At 57.9% G+C, this 20,098-nt stretch carries 18 protein-coding genes; 14 read left to right on the plus strand and 4 right to left on the minus strand.

The window, feature by feature from the left end:
- The 11 genes from trbF to DOM57_RS05230 all read left to right on the plus strand — a co-directional run bounded on the left by trbF (position 1) and on the right by DOM57_RS05230 (position 13,424).
- On the plus strand, positions 1-705 hold the full coding sequence (trbF, locus tag DOM57_RS05180; protein WP_110648149.1) for a conjugal transfer protein TrbF: 705 nt from the start codon (positions 1-3) through the stop codon (positions 703-705).
- Complete coding sequence (gene trbG / locus DOM57_RS05185) at positions 702-1,697, plus strand: P-type conjugative transfer protein TrbG (protein WP_110648150.1); 996 nt, start codon at positions 702-704, stop codon at positions 1,695-1,697. The genes trbF and trbG overlap by 4 nt, the downstream gene beginning before the upstream one ends.
- On the plus strand, positions 1,694-2,977 hold the full coding sequence (locus DOM57_RS05190; protein WP_110648151.1) for a TraB/TrbI/VirB10 family type IV secretion system protein: 1,284 nt from the start codon (positions 1,694-1,696) through the stop codon (positions 2,975-2,977). The genes trbG and DOM57_RS05190 overlap by 4 nt, the downstream gene beginning before the upstream one ends.
- Positions 2,974-3,207: a DUF2274 domain-containing protein gene (locus tag DOM57_RS05195; protein WP_110648152.1), complete on the plus strand. Its 234-nt coding sequence runs from the start codon at positions 2,974-2,976 to the stop codon at positions 3,205-3,207. The genes DOM57_RS05190 and DOM57_RS05195 overlap by 4 nt, the downstream gene beginning before the upstream one ends.
- Before the next feature lie 468 nt (positions 3,208-3,675).
- On the plus strand, positions 3,676-5,190 hold the full coding sequence (locus DOM57_RS05200; RefSeq protein WP_204352866.1) for a DNA cytosine methyltransferase: 1,515 nt from the start codon (positions 3,676-3,678) through the stop codon (positions 5,188-5,190).
- A 24-nt stretch (positions 5,191-5,214) separates the two neighbouring features.
- A complete protein-coding gene (locus tag DOM57_RS05205; protein WP_162619445.1) occupies positions 5,215-6,738 on the plus strand; it encodes an ATP-binding protein in 1,524 nt (507 codons plus the stop codon).
- 17 nt (positions 6,739-6,755) lie between these two features.
- Positions 6,756-8,966 (plus strand): Z1 domain-containing protein, encoded by a 2,211-nt coding sequence (locus DOM57_RS05210; protein ID WP_110648154.1) that lies wholly within the window; start codon positions 6,756-6,758, stop codon positions 8,964-8,966.
- The gene (locus tag DOM57_RS05215) at positions 8,963-9,973 is read left to right on the plus strand and encodes a PD-(D/E)XK motif protein (protein WP_110648155.1); all 1,011 of its coding nucleotides are present in this window, start codon (positions 8,963-8,965) and stop codon (positions 9,971-9,973) included. The genes DOM57_RS05210 and DOM57_RS05215 overlap by 4 nt, the downstream gene beginning before the upstream one ends.
- A gap of 327 nt (positions 9,974-10,300) precedes the next feature.
- On the plus strand, positions 10,301-11,119 hold the full coding sequence (locus tag DOM57_RS05220; protein WP_110648156.1) for a type IV toxin-antitoxin system AbiEi family antitoxin domain-containing protein: 819 nt from the start codon (positions 10,301-10,303) through the stop codon (positions 11,117-11,119).
- Entirely contained in the window at positions 11,116-11,991 is an 876-nt protein-coding gene (locus tag DOM57_RS05225; protein ID WP_110648157.1) for a nucleotidyl transferase AbiEii/AbiGii toxin family protein, read from the plus strand. The genes DOM57_RS05220 and DOM57_RS05225 overlap by 4 nt, the downstream gene beginning before the upstream one ends.
- A 749-nt stretch (positions 11,992-12,740) precedes the next feature.
- The gene (locus tag DOM57_RS05230) at positions 12,741-13,424 is read left to right on the plus strand and encodes a biosynthetic peptidoglycan transglycosylase (RefSeq protein WP_110648158.1); all 684 of its coding nucleotides are present in this window, start codon (positions 12,741-12,743) and stop codon (positions 13,422-13,424) included.
- On the opposite strand, the gene DOM57_RS21720 is transcribed toward DOM57_RS05230, so the two are convergent.
- From DOM57_RS21720 to DOM57_RS22205, 4 genes are all read right to left on the minus strand, one after another.
- The gene (locus tag DOM57_RS21720; protein WP_162619446.1) at positions 13,404-14,069 is read right to left on the minus strand and encodes a hypothetical protein; all 666 of its coding nucleotides are present in this window, start codon (positions 14,067-14,069) and stop codon (positions 13,404-13,406) included. The two genes, DOM57_RS05230 and DOM57_RS21720, sit on opposite strands and share 21 nt — an antisense overlap.
- A gap of 601 nt (positions 14,070-14,670) precedes the next feature.
- Positions 14,671-15,912, minus strand: coding sequence for an NAD(P)/FAD-dependent oxidoreductase (locus DOM57_RS05235; RefSeq protein WP_110648159.1), 1,242 nt, complete (start codon positions 15,910-15,912; stop codon positions 14,671-14,673).
- A gap of 377 nt (positions 15,913-16,289) precedes the next feature.
- Positions 16,290-16,784: a helix-turn-helix domain-containing protein gene (locus tag DOM57_RS22200; protein ID WP_239496119.1), complete on the minus strand. Its 495-nt coding sequence runs from the start codon at positions 16,782-16,784 to the stop codon at positions 16,290-16,292.
- Positions 16,726-17,133, minus strand: coding sequence for an AraC family ligand binding domain-containing protein (locus DOM57_RS22205; RefSeq protein WP_239496120.1), 408 nt, complete (start codon positions 17,131-17,133; stop codon positions 16,726-16,728). The genes DOM57_RS22200 and DOM57_RS22205 overlap by 59 nt, the downstream gene beginning before the upstream one ends.
- Before the next feature lie 50 nt (positions 17,134-17,183).
- Here DOM57_RS22205 and DOM57_RS05245 point away from each other — a divergent pair, with 50 nt between their 5' ends.
- The 3 genes from DOM57_RS05245 to DOM57_RS05255 all read left to right on the plus strand — a co-directional run bounded on the left by DOM57_RS05245 (position 17,184) and on the right by DOM57_RS05255 (position 19,932).
- Complete coding sequence (locus tag DOM57_RS05245; RefSeq protein WP_110648160.1) at positions 17,184-17,993, plus strand: sulfite exporter TauE/SafE family protein; 810 nt, start codon at positions 17,184-17,186, stop codon at positions 17,991-17,993.
- 329 nt (positions 17,994-18,322) lie between these two features.
- Entirely contained in the window at positions 18,323-18,697 is a 375-nt protein-coding gene (locus tag DOM57_RS22520; protein ID WP_087721062.1) for a helix-turn-helix domain-containing protein, read from the plus strand.
- Positions 18,697-19,932, plus strand: a complete 1,236-nt coding sequence (locus tag DOM57_RS05255) for a type II toxin-antitoxin system HipA family toxin (RefSeq protein WP_110648161.1) — start codon at positions 18,697-18,699, stop codon at positions 19,930-19,932. The genes DOM57_RS22520 and DOM57_RS05255 overlap by 1 nt, the downstream gene beginning before the upstream one ends.
- The last annotated feature ends 166 nt before the right edge of the window (positions 19,933-20,098 follow it).

Here is a 20,098-nt window from a genome sequence, read left to right on the forward strand (position 1 = left end):
ATGCGATTTCGACGCGCCCGTGTGCGCTACGCCGATACCCCGCAGCCGGCCACGCCGTACCAGGCGGCCGCACAGGTCTGGGACGAGCGCATCGGCTCGGCCCGGGTGCAGGCCCGGAACTGGCGGCTGATGGCCTTCGGCTGCCTGGCGCTGGCCGTCGTGATGGCCGGTGGACTGGTCTGGCGTTCGATGCAATCCACGGTCACCCCCTACGTGGTGGAAGTGGACAAGCTGGGGCAGGTCCGCGCCGTCGGCAAGGCGGTCACACCCTACCGGCCCACCGATGCCGAGATCGCCTATTACCTCGGGCGCTTCATCAGCCAAGTGCGCTCGCTGTCCATCGATCCGGTGGTGGTCCGCCAGAACTGGCTGACGGCCTACCACTACACCACCGATCAGGGCGCGGCGGTACTCAATGCCTATGCCCGACATCATGATCCGTTCGCCCAGGTCGGCAAGGCCTCGGTGACGGTCCAGGTCACCAGCATCGTTCGCGCCAGTCCGTCCTCGTTCGACGTGCGCTGGGTCGAGCACCACTTCGCCCATGGCGCGGCCACCGGTACGCAGCGGTGGACGGCGGTGGTGTCGATCGTGCTGCAGCCACCGCATACCGAGCGGCGGCTGCGTGAGAACCCGCTCGGGATCTACGTCAACGGCCTGTCCTGGAGCCGGGATCTCGATGTGTCCAAGGGAGCCAAACCATGAATCGTCTTCTGCGTCGTTCTCTCGGTATCTGGATAAGCGTTGCCCTTACCGGCTGCGCCACGACGGGCAAGACGCCGCCGGCGATTTCGCTCGATACACCGATCAAGGCCACGCCGCTGCCTGCGCCGCCGAAGCCGATCAAGGTCGTGCAGATGCCAAAAGTGTTGCCGATGCCTGGGCAGTTGAAACCCTTGCCCAAGGTGCTGTTGTCCAGGCCTCCTTCCGTGAAGGATATAAAGGCCGAGGTGGCGAAGGCCAACCGGCAGGCGAGAGTGCCGCCGTCTCGCGAGGGCTATATCAACGCCATCCAGGTCTGGCCGTTCAGCGACGGCGCGCTGTATCAGGTCTATACCACGCCGGGCCGGGTCACCGTCATTTCGCTGCAGCCCGGCGAGACGCTGGTCAAGGTCGCCGCCGGTGATACCGCACGATGGATCGTGGGCAACACCTCCAGTGGCAGCGGGGCGGACAAGCGCGTCGAGGTCATGGTCAAGCCCGTGCGTTCCGGGCTCAGCAACAACCTGGTCATCACCACCGATCGTCGTACCTATCTGCTGGAACTGACCTCGACCCCAAAAACTTGGATGGCGTCGGTGTCCTGGAGTTATCCCAAAGACCAGTTGTTCGCGCTGCAACATCAGGCGCAGGCGGCGCGGGCGACTGCGCCGGTGGCGACCGGGTTGTCGCTGACGGACCTGCATTTCCGCTATGCGATCCGTGGTGATCATCCGCCATGGCGGCCGCTGCGCGCCTTCGACGACGGCAAGAAGGTCTATATCCAGTTCCCGGCGGGCATCGCCCAGGGGAATCTGCCGCCGCTGTTCGTCATTGGTCCCAAGGGTGACGGTCAGCTGGTGAATTACCGCTTCCATGCGCCCTACGACATCGTGGACCGGCTGTTCGGCGCCGCGGAGTTGCGGCTGGGTGGGGCCAAAGGGCAGGTGGTGCGCATCGAGCGCACGGACAGCGCGGCGAAGAGGCCCGGATCATGAGCCACGACACCACACCCGGGTCGCCGGCCCCGGAGCCGGCCCCCAAAGTCGCGCCGGAGCGGGTGGCGCTGCGCGCCAAGCCGCAACCGGTCACGCGCCTCAACCGGCGGACCCTGATGATCCTGGCCGGCGGTCTAGCCGTGGCCGTTGTCGGTGCGACGATGTGGTCGCTGCGAACGCCTTCCGATTTCAAGGCGGGGAAGGGCAAGGAGCTCTATCACGTCGATCATGTGCACACGACCGAGGGCCTCGACCAGCTGCCCGCGTCCTATGCGGACTTGCACCCCGAATCGTCCAAGCCGGTGCCCAAGCTCGGTCCGCCGCTGCCTGGCGATCTGGGACCGGCGATCGTCAAATCGAAGCCGCCGGTGGTGGCGCGATACGCGGCGAGTGGCGGGGTAGGGCCGGATAATGGACGCACACCGGCCGAGACCGCGGCCTCTTCGCCGTTGTTCTTTCGCTCCAGCAGTCAGAACAGCGTGGAGGACACATCAGCGACGCCTCCTGTCCCAGCGACTCCCACGATGCCCGCTGGCTACAACCCACTGGCGGCAGGCACAGCGGCGGCAACGCCCAAACTGACCGATCCGACGGTAGTACAAAACCAGCAAGCCCAGAAAGCGGCGTTCCAGAAAGGCGGATCGGCACAAACCCGTAATTCCGGCACGCTGCAACCGCCGGTTTCGCCGTACGAGGTGATGGCCGGAACCGTGATCTCCGCAGCCCTGGTCACCGGCATCAAATCCGACCTGCCGGGCGATGTGATCGCCACGATCACCGAGCCGGTCTACGACACGGCCACCGGCAAGTACCTGCTGATCCCGCAAGGCTCGCGCATCCTTGGCAAGTACAACAGCCAGGTCAGCTACGGGCAGAGCCGGGTGCAGGTCGTCTGGAACCGCATCATCCTGCCGGATACCTCCTCGTTGACGCTCGACAATCTGGCCGGTACCGACCCGGCTGGCTACGCGGGCCTCGAGGATGGTATCGATTGGCACTGGAAGCGCCTGGTCGCCGGTGCGGCGATGACCACGCTGCTGGGCGTGGGTGCCGAATTGGCCGCCCCGGAAAACCGGGACGGCAACCACGTCATCATCGCCGGGCGCGACAGCCTGCAGGACAGTGTGAATCAGGCCGGGCAGGAGATGACCCGGCGAAATCTCAACATCCAGCCCACGCTGACCGAGCGCCCGGGCCTGCCGGTACGCATCATCGTCGACCGGGACCTGGTGCTGCGCCCCTATCAGCCGCTGTTCGTCAACGGAGGAAGCCCACCATGACCACCACCCGCAAGCTGCGGCTGGGGCCGCTGCCCCGAACCGAAACGGTCAAGCTGACCTTCACCTGCCCGGCCAACCTGAAGGCCGACCTTGAGCGCTACGCCGCCCTGCATGCCGAGACCTACGGCGAGCCGGTGGATGCGGTGACGCTGATCCCCCACATGCTGGCGGCGTTCATGGCGCGGGATCGGGGTTTCATCCATGGTAGAAAAGATAATCGCCGAGGATGAACATTTCCTATGAATACTGGGCTTGACCGGCTACGGTAGACACTTCAGTTTCGTGGTTGGACTTGCGACAACGTCTATGGCTGACAGACTCTCTAGCATAATTGCCGCCTCGGCTCCAAGCAGCCTTCTACCAACTCAGAGCATTGGCTACCGAAGCTCGCCCGGTCGAACGAGACAAGCGCGCGAGAGCGCTTGGTGACGGGGGAGCGTCATGGTGATCTGGGAGCGTGAGACGAAGGTTCCGGGCTGCTCGGATCGCTGGTTAAAGAATTTCTTGTAGACGGACAAGAGGTACTTAAGCGCTTGTTATAGCAGCATTTCTCCTGCTTCGATACATTGCACACCAATGAGGTGATTTTTGGTGCATTTAGGTGTATCTTCTTGATCGGAAGGGGTTTTTTGAATGGGGCATGATGTTGAAAAAAGCACAGATGCATCGGTTCAGCGTATCGCTTGAGCCGGCAGAATATGCTGAGTTGCGTCGCATCGCGCAATCAAATCGGCCCCCGCTCTCACTTCAATTTGTCGCTCGCTATGCTTTGCAAAGATTTTTGGACGAGCACAAGGGCAAGCAACTTCAATTGCCACTCAACAGAAAATAAAGGTCAAAGGGGCGTAGTGTTGGGAGGATATCGATTCATTGATTTGTTTGCTGGACTAGGTGGCTTTCATCAGGCACTGAAGGCTCTAGGTCATGAATGCGTGTTTGCCTGCGAACTCGACGAGGACCTGGCCGATCTCTATGAGAAGAATTTTGGATTGCGTCCGCACGGTGATATCAGGTCGATCGACCTATTGTCTGTGCCGGACCATGACATTTTATGCGCCGGTTTTCCTTGCCAGCCTTTCTCTAAAGCGGGCGGGCAACGAGGGTTTGAATGTCCCCAATGGGGAGATCTTATCGACTATGTAATCCAAATTCTGCGTACGCATAAGCCCCGCTATTTCATCATCGAGAATGTACCCAATCTAGTGCGCCACCGTCAGGGCAAGACCTGGCGGACAATCAAGCATCGCTTACGGTTGGCAGGCTATAGCGTCAAGGATAAGCTGGTTTCGCCTCATCATTTCGGCATTCCGCAGATTCGAGAGAGGGCCTTTATTGTCGGTAGGCGCGATGGTCTTGAGGGGCTTGCTTGGCCGGATGAGTTGGATAGCAGCGAGCTTTCCATCCGCTCTATTCTCGACAAGAATCCAAATGATGCGCGTGTGCTGTCCGAAAGTTTCATCAAGTATCTGGAGGCTTGGCAGAGATTCCTTGACCTGTTTCCAGAGGATGAGCAACTCCCGTCCTTTCCGATCTGGGCCATGGAGTTCGGCGCAACCTATCCGTATGCCGACCAGTCGCCGTCTGGCGTCGGCCTAAACGCCATCGGCGAGTTCAAAGGTCGCTTCGGTCAACCCTTGCGCAGCCTATCGAAGCAGGACGTTCTTGCTGCGCTGCCGCCTTACGCGCGGGATCCTGCCAAGAAATTTCCGGGATGGAAGATCGATTTCATTCGCCAAAATCGCGATTTCTACAAACGACATAAGAAGTGGATCGACGGATGGCTGCCTTCCATCCTCGAGTTTACTCCCAGCTTTCAGAAGTTGGAGTGGAATTGCAAAGGGGGGGAGCGTGATATCTGGAAATACATCATCCAGTTCCGCGCTTCAGGCATCCGCGTCAAGCGTCCGACTACGGCGCCGTCGTTGGTGGCAATGACCACGAGCCAGGTTCCTGTCGTGGCGTGGGAACGTCGCTACATGACGGTCCGCGAGGCTAGCCGGCTTCAGAGCATGGGAGACTTGGAGCATCTTCCGTCGGCACAGACCACAGCGTTCAAGGCTTTGGGCAATGCCGTCAATGTGGATGTCGTGAAGGAGATTGCCCGACATCTTCTCATGCTCGACCCGATGCCTTTGCAATCCAAGGCTTCAGCATGCAGTGAGCGACCACGAACTGTTTCGAAGCCATCGCATAAGGTTGTGAAGATCGCGTAGACAAAGGGACGGGGGATGTTGGGGGTGAAGAAGGTAGACATACGACCGGGCGTCAGTGTTTTAGCTGTCCTGCGGCATCTGAATTACCGTCCCTGGTACGCCTTGGGAGAGTTTGTCGATAACGCCGTGCAAAGCTTTACGGAGCACCGTACGACGCTTCTGAAGCTGCACGGGGAAGATTTCAGGCTCCGCGTTGACATCGATATCGATACCGCCACGCCGCCGCGCCTCTCTATTCGCGATAACGCCGCTGGCATATTCGAGTCGGAATACGGCCGGGCCTTCCGTCCTGCGGCCGTTCCACCGAACCGCAGCGGCCTGGCGGAGTTCGGGATGGGAATGAAGAGCGCCGCTTGCTGGTTCGCTCCAAGGTGGACAGTGCGGACCTCCGCCCTGGGCGAGCCGGTGACGCGTACCGTGCAGTTCGACATCGAAAATATTGTCAATGATGATATTCAAGAGCTTACGATTCACGAGGCGAAGGAATCTCCGGACCGGCACTACACGGAAATTGTCCTAGAGGACGTGTTCCATGTGCCTGTCGGACGGACTGTCGCCAAGCTCAAAGAGCATTTGACCGATATCTACCGCGCGTTCATGCGCGACGGTATTCTGGAGTTGCGGTTCAACGGCGAACCTCTCGTCTACCGGGAGCCGAAGGTTCTCAAGGCCGCATACTTCAAGGACAGGGATGGAACGATCAGGGAGTGGCGCAAGCCGATCGCGTTCGACTTTGGCAACGGGCTTTCTGTGCATGGCTTCGCGGCGCTTCGCGAAACGGCCAATACAGCAAAGGCCGGTTTCGCCCTGTTTCGGCGAGGTCGCGTCATCCAAGGAAGTGGCGACGAGGGTTACCGCCCGTCCTACATTTTTGGCAGTTCGAACAGCTACCGCTATCAGCGTCTGTTTGGGGAGCTTCATCTGGACGGCTTTGAGGTCAGTCATACCAAGGACGGCTTTCGCTGGGATGAGAATGAGCAGCCGTTTCTTGAATTGCTGCGCGAGCATCTGGACAGCGAGGAATTGCCGCTGCTCAAGCAGGCGGAAGGATACCGTGTGCGCGTAGCTCGCGCTCGACTGACAGCGTCCGCGCGAGAGGCCGTGGAGAATACCGTTCAGGCGCTCGAAGCTCGTCTGCCGGAAGTGATCCCCGCTATTGCCGACTCTGAGCCTGTGGATACGCCTGGACAGGAAGAGCCCCACACATCAACGTTGGCAAGCCGGCGCTTTGATATTCGATTTCGGGATAGGGAGTGGACGGTCTGCGTCGAGCTCACCGACGATCCTGCGGAAAGTCAGTGGCTCGCTGTGACAGACGTGGCCCAATCGCGGGAGCAACCACGATGCCTGGATATCCGGGTATCAATGGTGCACCCGTTCATGGTGCGCTTTGCGCAGACGGATTCGGAGGATGTGGAGGCTCTCCTGCGCGTGGCCGCAGCCATTGCGGTCGCTGAGGTCCTTGCCAGAGACTCTGGCGTCAGAAAGGCCGGGACCGTGAGGCGTAATGTTAATGATGTCCTCCGGGATGCTCTTTCAGAGCCATAGGGGGAAGGAGGATACGCATGACAGACGACACCCCCATCATTGTTGAGCCTGTAGCCGCGCCGGCGGCTGGACGATGGGCGCCGGTCGCAGGGCCGGAGACGCTCGACTTCCTCTCCACCGTGGTTCCCGAGGCGAGCCGAGACGACGTGCGCGACGCGGCCGTATCGATTCTTTCCAAGAGCGTCCCGCCAACGGGCGAAGCAGGTCAGGAAACGGGCCTTATCGTCGGCTACGTTCAAAGCGGCAAGACAATGTCCTTCGAGACAGTGGCCGCACTTGCACGCGACAATGCATTTCAGATCGTGATCGTTGTCGCAGGCACTGCCAATCCTCTACTCGATCAATCGACGGGCCGATTGCGCCGCGACCTGCGGCTCGATGAGCCCGATCGCGCGCGCCGCTGGATTCAGTTTCAGAACCCGTCGGCAGACGACGCTACCGTCCAGACCATCCGTGATGTGCTGGACGATTGGCGCGACCCCGGCACGCCCGAGGAATACAAGAAGACCGTCCTTATCACCGTCCTCAAGAATTATCGTCGGCTGCAAAATCTGGCCGACCTCGTCCAGGCTGTCGGCGCGCAGGCCGTGCCCGTCCTGATAATCGACGACGAGGCCGACCAGGCCAGCTTGAACACTGAAGTAGCCCAAGGGCAGGAAAGCACGACCTACCGCTGCCTTATGGCGCTCAGGCAAGCTTTGCCGTCTCACACGTACCTGCAGTACACGGCAACGCCGCAAGCGCCCTTGCTGGTCAGCATCATCGATTCCTTGTCGCCTAATTTTGTTCAGGTCCTTGAGCCAGGGGAACCGTACGTCGGCGGTCGCGAGTTTTTTGCCGACAACCTCACCTATGTCCGCGTAATTCCGCCGCAGGAAGTCCCCACGAACTCCAATCCTCTCACTGAACCACCGGAGTCGCTTCTGGATGCGCTGCGCGTCTTCATGGTTGGCGTTACGGCCGGAATCAGAGAAGGCCGCAACACCGGCAACCGCTCGATGCTGGTGCATCCCTCGCACCGCACGGCCCAGCACCAGGAATTCTACAACTGGGTCCGTGACATATTCGACGACTGGAAGCGTATTCTGAACCTGCCGGATAACGATCCTGACAAGCAGGAGCTAATCGAGGATTTTCGCGGTGCCTATGATGGCCTCGCTCAAACCGTTGGCGATGCCCTGCCGGACTTTGACGCGCTCGTGCCCTCTTTGCGCTTTGCCTTTCGCAACACGCGCGTTCTTGAGGTGAATGCCCGCGGCGGGCGCACGCCTCCTGTCGATTGGCGTAGCGCCTACGGCTGGATTCTTGTCGGCGGTCAGGCCATGGACCGCGGTTTCACGGTCGAGGGTCTCACCGTCACATACATGCCGCGCGGCATTGGAGTCGGCAATGCAGACACCGTGCAGCAGCGCGCCCGGTTCTTCGGCTATAAGCGATCATATCTCGGCTATTGCCGCGTCTATCTTGAGCAAGGCACACTTCGCGCTTTTCAGACCTATGTCGAGCATGAAGAGGATATTCGCGGTCAGCTTGAAGAGTTTCAGGTAAACGGTCACCCGTTGAACGATTGGAAGCGCGCATTTGTTCTCGACACGGCCTTGCGGCCTTGCCGGAACCACGTCCTTGAATTTGATTACATGCGCGGGCGTTTTTCGAATGACTGGGTCGCCCCGCGTGTGGTTCTCGCTTCAGATGCTGTCGTGCAGGCCAACAGGCGGGCGGTAGCCGGCTTCGTTCAAGGGCTGGTATTTGGAGAGGATGACGGTCACCTGGAACGCACTGACGTTCAGCGCCACCACGTCTGTCACGACATTTCTCTGCGCACAGTGATCGAGCAACTCCTTATAAACATGCGGATAACCGGCACGACGGATTCGCAGCGCAACACCGGGTTGCTGCTCCAACTCAGCAAAGCTCTGGAAGATGATGCCGACGAACTTTGCACAATCTACAGGATAAGCCCCGCCACAAGGCGGCGCCGTGGTATCGACGAAAACGGCGAGGTCACTAACCTCTTCCAAGGTGAGGCTCCGGTCCATCCGCGAGAGCGTCGCGGCGAGATCTATCCGGGCGATCGCGCGATTCGGGATGCCGACAACGTCACGATTCAGATTCATACGCTTAACCTGACGCGCGACGATGAGGTAGTCGCCGAGAACGTTCCCGTACTCGCGGTTTGGGTGCCGTCGCGGCTGGCTCGCGCCTGGATCACTCAGGACGGGCAATGATGTTTGCCGGCCTTGCCGACATCTTCGAAGGAATCCAAGCGCCTTTTTCGGAGTCGTCGGACAGCCCCCTCTATGCCATCATGCCGGTACCTGGTCGTGTCAGCTACTTTGTTGGCAAGGATCGGGAATCGTTTGCCTGCCTTCTCGTTTCGACAAGCGATCGAACCGGGAGGCCGCATCCGCCGATCCGTCTGGAAAGCCTTGATGCACAGTTTGAGTTGCACTGCCGTTTGAAGAAATCTGGCGAGCCAGAGCAGGAGGGCCGTTTCACAGTCATCCGGTGTCGGGAAAGTGACGGCGAGACGACACGTTATTTTTTGTCTGTCTGCGAGACGATCCTGTGCATGCTTGGCGACAATCCGACGAGGGCGCACATCGCCACGGCAGTTAACCGGCTGGCCGCCATTTTCCAAAAGATCCGGCAGCCGCCCGCACGATCGCTCAACGGACTTTTCGGCGAGCTTTATTTTCTCTTGCGCAGCGGCAACGCTGTCCGGGCGCTGACAGCGTGGCGAGTTGATGAGAATGCCAGGTTCGACTTCGCCGACGGCGATGCAAGGCTGGATGTGAAGGCAGCTGGGGGAAGGAGCCGCGTCCACACATTCTCATACGAGCAATGCAACCCGCCTTCGGGAACCGTCGCCGTGGTTGCATCGATGCATGTCGAGCAAATTTCAGGCGGGTCGTCGCTTCGCTCTGTCATAGGTCAGATCGAGTCCCGCATATCCGGACATGCCGACTTGGTGCTCAAGCTGCACGAGACCGTGGCAGCGACGCTCGGCGCGAGCCTGAATGATGGCCTATCACGGCGCTTTGATATGAGGTTGGCAGAAGCGTCGCTGCAATTCTTTGACCTTGAAGTCGTACCAGCAATACGCGGGTCATTGCCTGCCGGTGTCAGCGACGTTCATTTTCGTTCTGATCTTTCGGCATTAGCATCGCTCTCGGTCGAAGCCCTCATAGACAGAGATCCGGTGTTCTGGGATCTTTTGCCGCGTGTCCAATAAGCAAACGAAGTAGCCTGCTACTCCTATAGCGAGTGGAGGTAAAATCGTACAAAGGCTGCTAAACAAAAAAACTCTGGATGAAATCAGCGAATATCGTCGTCTAATTGCCATTCTCCGGGGTTGCTGCCATGAACAACAACTTGCATGCTCGGGATCAGAGTTACGGTCGCCCCGGTTATCAGTAAGTCTCCATAGCACTGCTAACCGGTCGATATCGGCTCTGGGTGAGCCTCGGCGCCAGACCCTTGGTAAACGAGGATCAGGGCGAGAATCCCAGATCATATACAAATATCTACACAAATCGTTATTTTTGTGTATGATCTGGGAATGGCCACACTCGACCAATACATGGAGGATTGCCTCGCGCGAGGGCGCGCTTACTTTCTGAGGGAAGAAGCGCTGGCCGCGCTTGGGTCATCGTCCGAGGCGCTGAGCATGGCTCTCATGCGGCAAGCGAAGAAGCACCGCCTGGCGAGCCCCCGGCGTGGCTTTTACTTGATCCTCCGCCCGGAAGACCGGGCTATCGGCGCGCCCGATCCGGCACGTTGGATCGATCATCTGATGAAGTACCTCAAGCTTGACTACCGTGTCGCACTGTTGCGTGCGGCGGCTTTCCATGGGGCTACGCATCAGGCGTCCATGGTGTTCCAGGTGATCGTGCCCAGGCAGATGCGCAGCTTCGAGATGGGCCGGCACCGTCTGGAATTCGTCTATCAGACCCCTTCCGTGTTCGCCAAGGTCAACCGGCCGGACTGGCTGAGCTCGCTGAAAAGCGAGGCAGGCTTCGCGCAGGTCGCCGGCATCGAATTGACGCTACTCGATTGCGCGCGTTATTTCCACAAGACGGGGGGCATCAACGGCGTGGCCCAGATCGTGAAGGATCTGGGCGGCAAGGCGAGGGCGAACACGCTGGCCAAGCTGGGCTGGCATTACGAAAACTCGTCCGTGCGCCGCCTCGGCTACTTGCTGGAGTGCATGCGTCATGCGCGGCAGGCCGACGCCCTGCGACCCTTTGCCAGAAAAGCCAAGACGACGGTGTTGCTGGACCCTTCCGCCAAGCCTTTGATCGAGGAACTGTCCGGTCTCCACGAGAAAGAGCCCCGGTGGAAGCTGATCCTCAATGAGCCCGTGGAGATCGACTTTTGATTCCCCGAGCCTATCTTCAGGCCTGGAGCGCGGAGGCGCCATGGCCGGATCTGCGTCAGGTCGAGCAGGACCTGATCATCTGCCGTGCACTGTGCGATGTGTTCAGCGCGCCAGCATTGCGCGGCAAAATTGCCTTTCGCGGTGGCACCGCGATCAACAAGCTGTTGTTCCGGCAACCGTTGCGCTATTCCGAAGACATCGATTTGGTGCAGACACAAGCCGAGCCGATCGGCGCAACGATCAACGCGATCCGCGACGCCCTGTCGTGGTTGGGCAAGTGCAAGCGGCAACAGGCCGGGCACTCGATGCATCTGGTATTCCGGTTCGCACCAGAAGTCGATGCGGAATCGACGTTGAAGTTGAAGATTGAAATCAACACTCGCGAACACGAAAGCCTGTTCGGTATTCGCCACTATCCCTTTACGGTAGAGAGCGACTGGTATCAGGGCAAGGCCGAGATTGCTTCCTTCGAGCCCGAGGAACTGTTTGGCACCAAGCTGCGCGCACTTCTGCAGCGGCGCAAGAACCGCGACTTATTCGACCTTGGGGAAGGACTGAAAGCGCTGGCACTGGATGCCAACCAACTGGTGGCCTGCTTCGATCATTACCTCGCGCTCGAAGGCAAGCCAATTACACGTGCGGTGGCCGAGCAGCGCATGCTGGAGAAGCTGACGCGCAGCCTTACGGAAGACGTCGCGCCCTTGCTGCCGGCCGGTGTTCGGTTCGACGATGCCGATGCACTGCGTGCCTTCGAGCGTGTTTGGGTCGAACTGGTATCCCGGCTCAGTGGCGATCCGTGGAAGTCGACCGACAAGGTGGTCGCCGATTTGCGTGACCGAGGCTACCCAACGCTGCTACAGGAACTTGGGTGACGACGAGGCAGCAAGGCAGAGGAGGGCAATCGGATGTTTTTTCTGCTCGTGGTTTTTGGATGAGTTGCTGTTGTCGTAGTCTGGCTACGACTGGTGAAACAATTTTAAATTACTGAAGGCTTGGGACAAGGCGACCAGAGCAACAGCCGTTATTTGCTGAACAGTAAAAATGGCTATCTGACCGAACATCCCGCGACACTGCCCACCGTGGAGCATGTCGGAACGCATAGACTTGAGGGAGCTGAAGTGCGGTCGCCGGTTCGGTATGATTGAAGCTGATTGATGATAGGCCGATGCCGCGCAAACCCGCGCCAGCAAAGGGTGTGTTTTTCTGACGGTAAACGCGACGGTAGAGGCTCATTTCGATCACAGCCAAATCCTTTAACCATGCGGACTTGCGTGACCTGTTGATGATCGAGTGGGAGTGAACCAGCACTTAGCCTGTCTTCGGACAGGCTTCTTTGACTGAGTATGGCTTATTATGATTATGCCAGGCAGAGAGTTAAGATATAAGATGGAGTCTTGTGGGGTAATTGGTTGTTTCGAAGGGAGGTCTCTAAAACTCATCTTGCAGTATGTCAGGTTTTTTTTGAGTTACATTGTATGAAGAGATATTGTTTCCTGACGGCGACAGGGTTTGTATCTTTTTAAGATGGATGAGGTTAAAAAATGACTTTATTTTTTTGGTATTTTAATTTATCGTTGGAGTGTGGCGGGTTTTTTAGACTTTTGGTGAAAAGGTTTTGAGCATGAAAATGGCGGCGCTGGATGAGCCAAAGTCTCTTTTTGATTTGAAAGGATGGTTGATTTATTTTAACCTTTTAGTGGATATGGTAGTAGGTTTTTCGCGCTCAGGGAAAGTATGTAGCAGCTTGCTTTCCAGAACTAATGAATCTTTATTAGAGAAAGCGGTGCTTGCATTAGAGGATAGATATTTTTATTCGCACAAAGGTGTGGACTTTAGGTGCTTTTACAGGGTTCTTAAGCAAGTTTTAAAGAGGAAAAAGGTAGGTGGAGTTAGTACTATAGAACAGCAGTTTGTTAGGACTGTTCTCAACAGGAAAGAGCGTACTTTAGGCAGAAAGATCAATGAGGTCGTGGTTGCTAGGCTACTTTGGTTTCATTTGAGTAAGCGTAAAATCCTGATTTCTTATTTGGGTTGTGCGTATTATGGATATAGGTTGAATGGCAGCGATGCTGCTTCTCAGACTATCTTCGGTCTTGCGTCTGATCAATTAAGTTTAGAGCAATCTGTATTTATAGCTAGCCTGCTTGTCTATCCGCTTCCAAAAACAATTAAAGCTGATTTGACTGGCAGTGAAAATAACATCCAGCGGATTCTTGAGCATGCTCGAAATAAAGCGCCTTTTTGGGCGTGCAATGTAGAGCGCAGGATGAATTATGGGATAAACCTACTTTCTAATGTTAAGTAGACGAAGCGCTAAATAGGTAGCGGATAACTTTTCCCTGTTTGCGTAATCTATTCGAGGGCTTTTCTCTGTGAATTTAGAAAATTCATTACTCCTTATTCTATTAAGTAGATGGTTGCAGAATTGATGCAAATCCCAGTTTATGGTTTTTAGTTCATTTATTGCGTTGTCTAAATTTTTTGGTGAAAAATGAGAGGCGGAACTTGAAATGGAAGAGTTGTTTTTTGCCAACCTGTTTTGAAAAAGTGCCTCATAACTAAGAGCAGATTCCGAGCCGAAAGAGTATTTGAGGCCTAAGCATATGCTATGATATTTCTCATTCATTTCTTTGACGCTTGATTTATATGCTTCTCTGTCATGAGGCGCGTCTTTAGTTCTGAGTGCTTGAGCCAATGAAGTTTGATGGTATATTCTTGCCCCGACAGTTCTAGAAATTTCGTCAATTAGTTCATAAGCTTTTTTCTTTTCATTATCCAGTGCCTTTGTTTCTTCTTGGTTTTTCCATCCGCGGTGTTGAATCCAGGCTGTTCCAGCAGCTACCATCAGTCCTAATAGCACGCTTTTCATAAAGCCCAAGAGATTTAAAAAGACAATGGTGCCTAATATGTAAATGGCAATTTTGCTTGCAAGGTAAATGTTGTTTTTCATTAAGGATCGTCTGGGATTGGTTGGTGATGGTTTGATCTTTGGAAGAGACGCACATTTTTGATTCGGAGGATTTTGGTGCATGACCTCTGGTGTGTGCCAAAAATTAAAGGTGTCTTGGAGCGTCGGTTAAATCTTCATGGAGTAATTGAGATGGCCATTTTAATGGAAGCTTGCTTGTTGGAAGCCTAAGCTTTAGGCTCTTACCTTGACTGGCCAAGAGTCAATTTATAAATCCTCCCGTGTTTCGGTGCAACCTACGTAGCTAAAGCTGGGTATATTTTGTGGCCCATAAGCTAGCACTACATGGGGGCTAGCCGATATCTCTTCTCCAGTTGGCCCTCCTCCAATATCAGTCGCACGAGACGATCGCGACCTAATTGGCGTTCTTGCCCGTCGGGGCGGTGTCGGTCCACTCAAGTGTGCCGTCATCGGGGCTGATGCGTAAAGGCTCACTTCATCCTTGCGCTTCGCGGTCAATTGCTTGATGGGATTGTCGTCGCTCATCCTGTCCACCTGATGGCTGCACTATAACCTGTGCAGCTATGGAGGGGGCACTTCAGCGGGCGCCCCAAGGGCGCCCGCTTTCGTACTGACTTCACTTTCAGAAACGATCGACGCGAAACGGGGCCATATCCACCGCTGGCGCTTCGCCATCCATCATCTGGGCGAGCAGTTCGCCGGTGGCCGGGCCCAGGGTAAAGCCCTGATGGCCGTGGCCGAAGGCGAGCCATAGTCCTGCCTTGTCGGGGGCCTGGCCGATCACCGGTTTCATGTCGGGCAGGCAGGGGCGGGCGCCTTTCCAGGGCTGGCTGTCGCGACGCTTGCCCAGCGGGAACAGCTTGCGTGCCACCTTCTCGGCGGCGGCCAGCTGCTTGTACTGGGGCGGCGAGTTGAGGTCGGCCAGCTCGGCGCCGGTGGTCAGGCGAATCCCGGCTCGCATGGGCTCGAGCAGGAATCCCTTCTCGGCGTCCATCACCCAGTGGTTGAGCTTGGCCTCGTTTTCGGCTGAGTAGTGCATGTGGTAGCCGCGTTTCACGAACAGCGGCACCTTCATGCCCAGCCTCGCCAGCAGTTCGCCAGTCCAGGGGCCCATGGCCACGACAATTTCCTCCGCCTCCAGATCCCCCTCGCTGGTCTTGACCTGCCAGCCGCCCTCGACCTGGAGTACGTCCTCGACGCTGGCCTGCTTCACCTGGCCGCCCTGTTCGGCAAAGCTGCGGGCATAGGCCTGCACCAGGCCGCCGGGGTCCGAGACCATCCAGGGCTGCGTCCAATGGATCGCCCCGATCAGCCCCTTGCCCAGATGCGGCTCCTTGGCGTAGAGCGCCTCGGCGTCCAGCACGTCGTACTCGACCCCGAAGCGCTCGTGATTCTCCTGGGCCACTTGCTGGCGTTCCTCGAACTCCTTGCGGGTGCGGTAAAGCTCCAGCCAGCCGCCCTTGCGCACCAGCGCCTCGGCACCGGCGGCTTCGATCATCGGCGCGTGAGCCTCCTGGCAGCGCATGATCAGCGACGCCCACTCGCGCACGATGCGCGCGTAGCGCTCACCACTCGAGTTCAGCCAGTAGTCCAATAGCGGGCCCGCCGCGCTCATCATGCCGGTGGGGCGGTAGCGGATGTCCACCTGGCGGTTGGGCAGCACCCGCAGCAGGGTGCCGATATCCTTGGGGAAGGCGTAGGGGCGCACGGCCTCGCGCTGGATGATGCCGGCATTGCCGAAGGAGGTCTCGAGCCCCGGCTCGCGGCGGTCCACCAGTGTGACGTCATGGCCGCGACGCACCAGATGCCAGGCCACGGATACGCCGACCATGCCGGCACCCAGAACGATGATATTGCGGGCCATGAAAGTCTCCCTGCCGATAGTTATGGATAGCTTCGCCGCGTTGCGGGGCCTGTCAAACCAGCGAGTTTATCAATACTTCCCAGAAAATCGGCTGCGTGCTGATAATTTAGATCTTAATTCTGTATTTGGAGATTTATGCCGAGTATTTCCCCAATGACATGGCGATGAAAAGGTTTTGTTTCCGTGGTCGGCGCCTGGGTCTGCACGCACCATCCTCGAAGCGATGAGTCAGTGCACTGAGGGCCGCCATGGCATGGTCACGAGTGCGACGTTTGCTCGACGCGACTACGCGGATCTATTCGAACATCCAACTGAGCCGGATGAGAAGATTCAGGGTCGCCCTTGGCGCGTTGTGAGCTTGGTGGCGCGGTTACGCTTCAGTCAGCAAACCATGGTTTGGCCGTTTTCCCCTGACGAGTCGTTGCGCGGACAAAGGCAGTCGGGGATTGACCGAGCACCTTGCGAAACATGCTGGAGAAGGCGCCGGGGCTGTCGTAGCCGAGTTCCAGCGCGGTTCGGGTAACGGAGCTACCGGATAGCAGCCTGGGGAGGGCGGCCATCAGGCAGGCCTGCTGACGCCACACGGCGAACGACATGCCGGTCTGCTGACGGAACAAGCGATTAAAGGTTCGCTGGCTGCGATGCAGTTGCCGTGCCCAGTTCTCGGGCAGGCTACGGATATGCGGCTGGGCGAGGAAGTCTCTGCAAAGGCCCGCCAGTTCGGGATCCCGGGGCAAAGGCGCAAACAGTGGCAACGATGGTGCCAGTTGCAGTTCGCACAGCAGGAGTTGGGCGAGGGCGCCATCGCTCTGGTCATAGAGCGCGGGCATGTTGGCCGAAGCCAGCAGCAGGTGATGAAGCAGCGGCGACACGACCAGTACAGGGGCGTGGCGCCGCAACCGGTTCGATATACAGGCTGCGGGTACTGACGCCGTTCATCCGCACCCGGTGCCGCTTGCCCGCCGGCAACCAGACAGCGCTATAAGGTGGCACCACCCAGGTGCCTTCATCGGTGTCCACTTCCATCAATCCTGTCATGCCGTAGAGAAACTGGGCTCGGCGATGGGTATGAAAGTCGAGCAGGGTGCCGGGGCTGTAGTCGGTGCCGATGGCCACGACGGGCCGAGCCACATGATCCACGTCCGCCAGAGGGATATTGAGCATTGTCGTCAGCATGGCCGAAATACGACGATTATTGGCCAGACGACGAATGTCGGCCACCCCTCATCGGAATATCGTTCCTGTCGTTGAGTTCAATCAGGAGCGTTCCGATGTATGGCCTATTGCTTCTCTGCGGCGGATTGGCCGGCGTGACGACCGTGCTGTTCGGTTTCGGTGGCGGCTTCGTCGTGGTTCCCTTGATGGTTACCTTGCTGATCGCCGTGCATGGGCCGGATAGCGCGGCCGGGCAGGCGGCCATGCATATCGCGGTCGCCACTTCGACCGCGCTGATGATCTTCGCTGCCTCTCTATCGACGTGGCGTCACCATCGGCAGCGAACCGTGCAATGGCGTCTGGTGCGTCCGTTGGTCGGTTATATCGCCATCGGGGCCGTGCTCGGTGCGGCAGCGGCGGTATCGTTGAGCGGGGAGTGGGTGCGCTGGATATTCATCGGCTATCTGGCGATCACGATCGTGGATGCCATTCTGCGGCCCGGCTTTCTGCATCAGGCGAGTGGGGAGGTTCGCCCCATGGGCCGTCTGGTGACATCGGTGACAGGCATCTTCATCGGCATGGTCGCCGCCCTTCTGGGCGTGGGCGGGAGCGTGATGACCGTGCCGCTGATGCGTCGCAGAGGGGCCAGCATGACGGCGGCCACGGCGATGGCCAATCCGTTGTCGTTGCCCATGGCGATCAGTGGCACCGCCACCTATGTGCTGTTGTCGGCCGGCGATACCCCGCTGGGCGCCTGGTATGCGGGATATGTGGATCTGTGTGCCTTGCTGGCGCTGGCGGTGGGGTCATGGCTCGGCATTCGCCTGGCGTCGCGATGGATCGGGCGCATTCCCGATCGCATTCATGCCGGGGTGTACCTGTTACTGCTGACGGTCGTGCTGGTGGTGATGGTTGTCATGCACTGAGACGATTCGGATTTTCACGACGGCGGCTGAGCGAATACGTTCCATAATCAGGGGGTCCCTTGACGTAGGCGGCAAGTGGCCAGCCGGCAGGCTGCCAAAACTTTCAATGTCGTCGCGCCAGCTGCAATGCTTGGGATTATTCGTAATCATCTATATTTGAGGTAAAAAATCCAATAAATGTTCAAATATGGCATATTGGTATAGCGTTGCGCTTGATTTGCTTCTGTTGAGGTGGTCAAATTTGAATCTTAAAAAGAATTTATAGTTCATATTTGGATGGTTTGGGTATGGTGTCTTCAGGTTCCAATCGCTCTGGCAGCCAGGTTGCAATGCCGCCTCCCGTGGCGCGTGCCCTGAGTAATCTCGGCCATGATCTATCAACGGCTCGCCGCATGCGTCGATTGACGCAGGAAGACCTGGCGCAGCGTATGGGGACATCACTCAGTACGGTCCGACGCATGGAAGATGGTTACCCTGGAACCGCATTGCACACGTTCCTACGCGCCCTGCATGTGCTTGGTCGCCTCGAGGATGTGGTCAGGGTCATGGCGCTGGAACAAGACACATTAGGCCTGGAACTGGCGCAGGAACAGTTGCCCCAACGGGTACGGGCAGCCGGTGGAAAAAAACAGAAGGCAAGGCCATCGGAGGAGTCGGGGAGAGAAGGCGGTGCCACTGGTGGCGATGAGCTCGAGGGCTTTTGATGGCGACCAGGAAAGCACAACGCCAGGATCTCGACATCCATCTCGGTACGGATGGCAAACTTATCGGACGCCTGTACCTGGGCAGCGGAAAGCGCAGCGCCTTCCGCTACGACGAACGCTGGTTGCAGGACCCGCGGTTCTTTACGGTATCACCAGACCTGCAGCCGGTTCCCGGAGTCCAATATCCACAGGGCGTGTTTTTCCGGGCGTTGGAAGACACGGCGCCGGATTCCTGGGGGGAGCGGGTTATCCGCCGCGCGCACGCCAAGTCGCGTCAGCAGGGGCGTGACGTCCCGCCGTTGGCGCCGGTCGATTTTCTCACCTGGGTCGACGATGAAGCACGTGTCGGGGCCTTGCGCCTTTTCGATCCTCAGCGCGGTATCTATCTGCACACTGAGGGCGCTCATCGTCATGTTCCGCCGCTGGTGGAGCTGGACAAGGTTCTTCATGCCGCTCGGGCACTGGAAGAGGGTGTGGAGAGTACTCAAGATCTGCAATATCTACTCGGGCAGGGAACATCGTTGGGCGGCGCGCGTCCGAAGTCGACGGTCCTTGATACCGATGGCTGGTTGGCTCTAGGCAAGTTCCCGAGTCAGGCGGACCAACGTGACGTGATTCGGGGGGAGGTGCTGGCCATGAACCTGGCGACTCGGGCAAACATTCGTGCCGCGCCGGCGCGTGTGGAGCTCATCCAGGACACGGCTGTGGCGGTGATTCGCCGATTCGACCGTACCGGGGGTGGAGGGCGCATCCCGTACGTGTCGGTCGCTACCATGCTGCAGACGAGCGGACGCGACGAGGATCACGCCTACACCGAGCTCGTGGACATATTATTGCAGTCCGGCTCCGATCCTATCGCCGACATTCACGAGCTGTGGCGACGTCTGGTTTTTAATTTCCTCATTTGCAACACGGACGACCATCTGCGTAATACAGGGCTGCTTTATGACGCTCGGCGTCGTGGTTGGCGTCTCGCTCCGGCATTCGATCTCAATCCCATGCCGGGCGATCATCGCGAAAGCAAGACATGGTTGACCGAAGACTCTGGCCCGATCGATAGTCGGCAAATACTCATGGAGGGGGCGCCGTACTTTAGGTTGAACAAGCAGGAGGCGGTGGCAGTCTGGAATGAAGTGGTAGAGGCCGTAGAAACATGGCGCTCCTTGGGGAAGAACATAGGTATGAGGAGTCGGGATTTGACCGATTTTTCGCCCGCTTTTGAGTCTGGTTTGTGAACTGTGCTGTGGATTATGAAGTGATTTTTATAAAACTATGCCTGATCTTGATGACCTGTGGCTCTATTTTCTAGGCCTCGTCTGAAAAGTCGGCGAGCGATGATTAGACAAGGCGCAACGACCGTAGGGAGTAACAGCCGAAGGGTGAGCGTAGTGTAGTGGCACA

The sequence above is a fragment of the Salinicola peritrichatus genome (assembly GCF_003206715.1).
GTDB classification, from domain to species: domain Bacteria; phylum Pseudomonadota; class Gammaproteobacteria; order Pseudomonadales; family Halomonadaceae; genus Salinicola; species Salinicola peritrichatus.